At 71.6% G+C, this 6,237-nt stretch carries 7 protein-coding genes; 2 read left to right on the top strand and 5 right to left on the bottom strand.

What is annotated here, in order from left to right:
• The coding region (locus tag ACFYYH_RS05670) for an acetyl/propionyl/methylcrotonyl-CoA carboxylase subunit alpha (RefSeq protein ID WP_388546302.1) at window positions 1–1,386 on the bottom strand (1,386 nt) is incomplete at its 3' end.
• Between the two features lie 340 nt (window positions 1,387–1,726).
• Between ACFYYH_RS05670 and ACFYYH_RS05665 the strand changes: the two genes are divergently transcribed.
• On the top strand, window positions 1,727–2,251 hold the full coding sequence (locus tag ACFYYH_RS05665; protein WP_388546300.1) for a hypothetical protein: 525 nt from the start codon (window positions 1,727–1,729) through the stop codon (window positions 2,249–2,251).
• 28 nt (window positions 2,252–2,279) lie between these two features.
• On the opposite strand, the gene ACFYYH_RS05660 is transcribed toward ACFYYH_RS05665, so the two are convergent.
• The 4 genes from ACFYYH_RS05660 to ACFYYH_RS05645 form a co-directional block, all read right to left on the bottom strand.
• On the bottom strand, window positions 2,280–2,894 hold the full coding sequence (locus ACFYYH_RS05660) for a Maf family protein (protein ID WP_388546297.1): 615 nt from the start codon (window positions 2,892–2,894) through the stop codon (window positions 2,280–2,282).
• 103 nt (window positions 2,895–2,997) lie between these two features.
• Window positions 2,998–3,126: a morphogenic membrane protein MmpB gene (gene mmpB, locus ACFYYH_RS05655; protein WP_388546294.1), complete on the bottom strand. Its 129-nt coding sequence runs from the start codon at window positions 3,124–3,126 to the stop codon at window positions 2,998–3,000.
• Between the two features lie 80 nt (window positions 3,127–3,206).
• Window positions 3,207–3,413, bottom strand: coding sequence for an acyl-CoA carboxylase epsilon subunit (locus ACFYYH_RS05650; RefSeq protein WP_388546291.1), 207 nt, complete (start codon window positions 3,411–3,413; stop codon window positions 3,207–3,209).
• Window positions 3,414–3,422: 9 nt separating this feature from the next.
• Entirely contained in the window at window positions 3,423–5,012 is a 1,590-nt protein-coding gene (locus tag ACFYYH_RS05645) for an acyl-CoA carboxylase subunit beta (RefSeq protein ID WP_388546368.1), read from the bottom strand.
• 191 nt (window positions 5,013–5,203) lie between these two features.
• On the opposite strand from ACFYYH_RS05645, the gene ACFYYH_RS05640 reads away from it, so the two are divergent.
• On the top strand, window positions 5,204–6,064 hold the full coding sequence (locus ACFYYH_RS05640; protein WP_388546288.1) for a biotin--[acetyl-CoA-carboxylase] ligase: 861 nt from the start codon (window positions 5,204–5,206) through the stop codon (window positions 6,062–6,064).
• Window positions 6,065–6,237 lie beyond the last annotated feature (173 nt).

Here is a 6,237-nt window from a genome sequence, read left to right as displayed (position 1 = left end):
TTCGTCGTCGGTGTCGGTGTCGGCGGGGGTGGTGAAGGCGGGGATGTCGTTGACGAACTCGGTCTCCATCCACCGGGTGTGGACGGTGAAGGGGTCGGCGGTGAAGGCGGGGTCGGTGACGACTTTGCGGTGGAAGGGGAGGGCGGTGGCCATGCCTTCGACGGTGAATTCGTCGAGGGCGCGGGCGGCTCGTTGGAGGGCTTGTTGGCGGGTGGCGCCGGTGATGACGAGTTTGGCGAGGAGGGAGTCCCAGGCGGGGCCGATGACGCTGCCGGTTTCGACGCCGGCGTCGAGGCGGACGCCGGGTCCGGTGGGCGGGGTGAAGAGGGTGACGGTGCCGGGGGCGGGGAGGAAGCCGCGGCCGGGGTCTTCGCCGTTGATGCGGAATTCGAAGGAGTGGCCGCGTACGGGGGGGTCGTCGTAGCCGAGGGGTTCGCCGTCGGCGATGCGGAACATTTCGCGGACGAGGTCGATGCCGGTGACTTCTTCGGTGACGGGGTGTTCGACCTGGAGGCGGGTGTTGACTTCGAGGAAGGAGATGGTGCCGTCGGCGGCGACGAGGAATTCGACGGTGCCGGCGCCGACGTAGCCGGCTTCCTTGAGGATGGCCTTGGACGCGGCGTAGAGCTCGGCGTTCTGGGTGTCGGTGAGGAAGGGGGCGGGGGCTTCCTCGACGAGTTTTTGGTGGCGGCGCTGGAGGGAGCAGTCGCGGGTGGAGATGACGACGACGTGGCCGTGGGTGTCGGCGAGGCACTGGGTTTCGACGTGGCGGGGTTTGTCGAGGTAGCGCTCGACGAAGCATTCGCCGCGGCCGAAGGCGGCGGTGGCTTCGCGGACGGCGGAGTCGTAGAGTTCGGGGATTTCTTCGAGGGTGCGGGCGACTTTGAGGCCGCGTCCGCCGCCGCCGAAGGCGGCTTTGATGGCGATGGGGAGGCCGTGCTGGCGGGCGAAGGTGATGACTTCGTCGGGGCCGGTGACGGGGTCGGGGGTGCCGGCGACGAGGGGGGCGCCGGCGCGTTGGGCGATGTGGCGGGCGGCGACTTTGTCGCCGAGGTCGCGGATGGCGTGGGGGGGTGGGCCGATCCAGGTGAGGCCGGCGTCGGTGACGGCCTGGGCGAATTCGGCGTTCTCGGAGAGGAAGCCGTATCCGGGGTGGACGGCGTCGGCGCCGGAGTCCTTGGCGGCCTGGAGGACTTTGGCCATGTCGAGGTAGCTGGCTGCCGGGGTGTCACCGCCCAGGGCGAATGCCTCGTCGGCCGCGCGGACGTGCAGGGCGTCCCGGTCCGGATCCGCGTAGACGGCTACGCTCTGGATTCCGGCGTCCCGGCAGGCACGGGCGACGCGGACAGCGATTTCGCCACGGTTGGCGATGAGCACCTTGCGCACGATGGCTCCCTCCTTGAAACAAGCTGAGTTTAGGGACTGCCGACACGCCCCATCGAACAGTCCCCATTCGTGAGCTTCCCCACACGGAGCGCGTTCCGAGGCTCGCTCACGTCGCGAAATCCCTTGTGACACCACGGTACGCCGCGATCCCCACTCGCACAGTAGCGTCCTGATGTGGTCCACCTCTCTGTCCGAGTACCCCTCGGCGGATCACGATTCTTTGTGGAGTCCCTACGAATGGCCGAATGAATCTTTGCCTCCGCCCGGACCCTTGTCCGCGGGTTTACCCGTTAGTAGCGTGCGCGATGTCGTTCGTACTAGCGGTAACAGCGGGGAGTGGGTGGGGGTCGTGGCGCGGAGACCGGTGGCCTGGGTGGCTGCGATCGTGTTGCTGTGCGAGGCGGTCGGCATCGTGTTCGTCAACGGGGTGCTCGCCACGGTGGTGGACAACCAGCACATGTCCCTGGGCGGCGTCGACCCGGCCGCGATGTCCACCGGCACCTGGGTGATGGGCGGGGTGTTCGGGCTCGGTCTCGTCCTGTGCGCGGCGGTTCTGGTGCGTACGGCCGTCAGGGACCGCGGCCCCGGCCGCCCCGGCCGGTTCGCCCTGATCGCCTGCGCGGTCGTGCACGCGGTGCTGGGCGCGGTCACCGTGGGGCTGGTCGGGTGGACGGCCTTCGCGTTCCTGATGGTCGTGCTGGGGATGCTCGTCCTGATCCTGCTGGCCTACGAGCCGGAGCGCGGGAGCCGGGACCCGGAGCGCGGGAGCCGGGACCGCGACGAGGACGACGAGGACGACGAGGACGACGAGGACAAGGACACGGGCACGGACCCCGCGCGGGCGGAGGACCCCGCCGCGGCGTGAGCCCGACCGCCGTGGCCGCGCGGGCGGTTCAGGCCCACAGGTCGGTGACGGACACCCCGTGCTCGGCTAGCAGTTCACGCAGCAGGGGCAGCGACAGCCCGATGACCGTGCCGTGGTCGCCGTCGATCGAGTCCACGAAGGGCGCGGAGCGGCCGTCCAGGGTGAAGGCGCCCGCCACATGCAGGGGTTCACCGGAGGCGACATACGCGGCGATCTCCGTGTCGCTCGGGGTGCCGAAACGGACGGTGGTCGAGGCGGTCCGGGAGGCGCGGCGGCCGGTCGTGGTGTCGATCAGGCAGTGGCCCGTACGGAGCACCCCCGCGCGCCCGCGCATCGACTTCCAGCGGAAGGTGGCCTCCTCGGCGTCCACGGGCTTGCCGAGCGCCTCGCCGTCGAGTTCCAGTACGGAGTCGCAGCCGATGACCAGGGCGCCCGCCGTCTCGGGGCGCGCGGCCACGGCGACGGCCTTGGCCTCGGCGAGCACGAGCGCCAGTTCGGCGGGGCTCGGCGCGGAGAGCGCGTCCTCGTCGACCCCGCTGACAATCACCTCGGGCGCGAACCCGGCCTGCCGGAGCAGTCCGAGACGGGCCGGGGAGGCGGAGGCGAGTACGAGCCGACGGCGCTGATCAGTCATGCGGGCCATGCTAGGTGCTGTCCGGCGGAGAGTGCCCCCGCCCTGGAACCGGGCGGGATCCGTCCGGCGGACCGGTGCCGGGGCCGGGGCCGAAGACGGTGACGGCCGCCGGTCACCGGAGGCCGAGCACGATCATGGCCAGCACCACCGCCAGCGCGAGCACCACGCCCGCGCGGCGCAGCATGGTCTGGGCGTCGCGCAGTTCCTGGGGCGGCTCGTTCTCGGGATCGGACCACAGCATGCAGCCGATCCTCCGGCCGCCGGGCGCCGGGCGCCTGAGTACCCGTACTCAGGCGCCCGGGACCGGGGCACCACTCGCCGCTATCCGGGCCAGTACGTCCGGGCCCAGGCCCGCGGTCCCGGGCTCGGGGTGCGGTGGCGGGCGATACGGGTGGGGGACGACCACTCGGCAGGGGGCTCGGGCGTCCGCTCCGGGGAGTTCGCCGCCGCGGCGGCGCGGGCCTGGACCACCGCCAGCGCGGCGGCCAGTTCCTCGCGGGTCGGATTGCCCCGTACGACCTTGATCATTGCGGCTCCCTAGAGGGGGATGTTCCCGTGCTTCTTCGGAGGCAGGCTTTCCCGCTTGGTCCGGAGCTGACGCAGCCCCTTCACGATATGCGCCCGGGTGTCCGAGGGCATGATCACGGCGTCGACATAGCCGCGCTCGGCCGCCGCGTACGGATTGAGCAGGGCGTCCTCGTACTCCTGGATCAGCCGGGCGCGCGCCGCCTCCTGGGCCGTCTCGTCCCCGGCCGCGGCGATCGTACGGCGGTGCAGGATGTTCACCGCGCCCTGGGCGCCCATCACCGCGATCTGCGCGGTCGGCCAGGCCACATTGAGGTCCGCGCCGAGATGCTTGGAGCCCATGACGTCGTACGCGCCGCCGAAGGCCTTGCGGGTGATCACCGTGATCAGCGGGACCGTGGCCTCCGCGTACGCGTAGATCAGCTTGGCGCCGCGCCGGATGATGCCGCCGTACTCCTGGTCCACGCCCGGCAGGAAACCCGGGACATCGACGAAGGTCAGCACCGGCACATTGAAGGCGTCGCACGTGCGGACGAACCGTGCCGCCTTCTCCGAGGCGTTGATGTCCAGACAGCCCGCGTACTGCATCGGCTGGTTGGCGACGACCCCGACCGGGAAGCCCTCGACCCGGCCGAACCCGGTGATGATGTTCGGCGCGAACAGCGCCTGGGTCTCCAGGAACTCGCCGTCGTCCAGCACATGCTCGATGGCGGTGTGCATGTCGTACGGCTGGTTCGCGGAGTCCGGGATCAGGGTGTCGAGCTCGCGGTCGTCGGCGGTCGTCTCCAGACCGGCCTGCTCGGGGAAGGCCGGCGGCTCGGAGAGGTTGTTCGACGGGAGATACGACAGGAGGGACTTGACGTACTCGATCGCGTCCTTCTCGTCCCCCGCCATGTGGTGGGCGACCCCGGAGACGGTGTTGTGGGTGCGGGCGCCGCCCAGCTCCTCGAAGCCCACGTCCTCCCCGGTCACCGTCTTGATCACATCGGGACCCGTGATGAACATGTGCGAGGTGTGGTCGACCATCACCGTGAAGTCGGTGATCGCGGGGGAGTAGACCGCGCCGCCCGCGCACGGGCCGACGATCAGGCTGATCTGCGGCACCACGCCCGAGGCGTGCACATTGCGCCGGAAGATCTCGGCGAACAGCCCGAGCGCGGCCACACCCTCCTGGATACGGGCACCGCCGCCGTCGTTGATGCCGATGATCGGACAGCCGGTCTTGAGCGCGAAGTCCATCGCCTTCACGATCTTCTCGCCGTAGACCTCGCCGAGCGAGCCGCCGAAGACCGTGAAGTCCTGCGAGTAGACACAGACCGGACGGCCGTCGACCGTGCCGTAACCGGTGACGACACCGTCCCCGTAGGGGCGGTTCTTCTCGATGCCGAAGGCCGTGGAGCGGTGCCGGGCGAACTCGTCCAGCTCGACGAACGATCCCTCGTCGAGCAGCAGGCCGATCCGCTCGCGCGCCGTCAGCTTGCCCTTGGCGTGCTGCTTCTCCACGGCGCGCGCGGAGCCCGCGTGGGTGGCCTCCTCGATACGGCGCCGGAGATCCGCGATTCTGCCCGCGGTGGTGTGGGCGGCGGTGGTGCCCGCGGACATGTCCGCGGGCGTTCCGGCGGTTCCTGCGGTGGGTCCGTGGGCGATTTCCGGCTCGGACATCGGGATGCGGCTCCCTGCGGGGTCACGGATGCGGGTGTTCCGGTGGTACTGATCAGGTGCTACTGATCCGTAGGGTATCGGCGTGCATACCGTTCGGCAGTGCGGTGTTGGCCACACCTAGGGTGGCTCGCATGAACGACTCCGACACCCCCGCGAGCCGCTGGTCCGACCTCGACCGTCCCCCGCTGAACGCGAGCGCGCTGCGCCGCGGGCTGATCCGGCCCGGCGCTCTGTGGACCGCGCTGGACGTGGTCCCCGCGACCGGGTCCACCAACACCGATCTGGCCGAACGGGCCGCCTCGGGCCTGGCCGAGGGCGCGGTGCTGGTCGCCGAGGAGCAGACGGCCGGACGGGGGCGGCTGGACCGCCGGTGGACGGCACCGGCGCGCTCCGGGCTCTTCCTCTCCGTACTGCTCAGGCCGGGGCCCGGGGTACCCGTCCGGCACTACGGCTGGCTCCCGCTGCTGACCGGCGTGGCCGTCGCGACCGGGCTGGCGCGGGCGGCGGGCGTGGACACGGCCCTCAAATGGCCCAACGACCTCCTGGTGACCGTGGCCGGGGAGGAACGCAAGGCGGGCGGGATCCTCGCCGAGCGCGCGGGGGACGGCGCGGTCGTGGTGGGCATCGGGGTGAACGTCTCACTGCGGGAGTCCGAGCTGCCCGTGCCGACGGCCGGTTCGCTGGCCCTGGCCGACGCCGTCTCCCTGGACCGGGACACCCTGCTGCGGGGAGTGCTGCGGTCACTGGAGCGGTGGTACGGACAGTGGCGGGCGGCGGACGGCGATCCGGCACTCTCCGGGATCCAGCAGGCCTACGCGGCGGGGTGCGCGACCCTGGGGCGCCCGGTCCGCGCGGAACTGCCGGGGGACCGGGAGCTGACCGGGGAAGCGGTGGCGGTCGACGGCGACGGCCGGCTGGTCGTGCGGACCGGGGACGGCGAACGGCACGCGGTGGGCGCGGGCGACATCGTGCACCTGCGGACGGCGGGATGAGCCGGGAGCGCGCCGGGATGTGCCAGGAGCGGCACGCGGCGGGGTGAGCCGGGACGTGCGCGGCGGGCGGGCCGGGCAGCGGTACGCGGCGGAGCGGGCCGGGGACCGTGCGCGACGGGGCGCATCCAAGCCGTCAGGACCTGCGGGAACAGCTCCCGCCGACGCCCCGGCGG

The sequence above is a fragment of the Streptomyces sp. NPDC002018 genome, from assembly GCF_042890865.1.
Taxonomy (GTDB): domain Bacteria; phylum Actinomycetota; class Actinomycetes; order Streptomycetales; family Streptomycetaceae; genus Streptomyces.
This window is presented reverse-complemented; position numbering and strand designations above follow the sequence as displayed.

What these genes read in the sequence shown, in the direction of transcription:
- ACFYYH_RS05650 (WP_388546291.1), bottom strand. Translation starts at nt 3,413, where the DNA reads ATGATCAAGGTCGTACGGGGCAATCCGACCCGCGAGGAACTGGCCGCC.
- ACFYYH_RS05640 (WP_388546288.1), top strand. Translation starts at nt 5,204, where the DNA reads ATGAACGACTCCGACACCCCCGCGAGCCGCTGGTCCGACCTCGACCGT.
- mmpB (WP_388546294.1), bottom strand. Translation starts at nt 3,126, where the DNA reads ATGCTGTGGTCCGATCCCGAGAACGAGCCGCCCCAGGAACTGCGCGAC.
- ACFYYH_RS05645 (WP_388546368.1), bottom strand. Translation starts at nt 5,012, where the DNA reads ATGTCCGCGGGCACCACCGCCGCCCACACCACCGCGGGCAGAATCGCG.
- ACFYYH_RS05660 (WP_388546297.1), bottom strand. Translation starts at nt 2,894, where the DNA reads ATGGCCCGCATGACTGATCAGCGCCGTCGGCTCGTACTCGCCTCCGCC.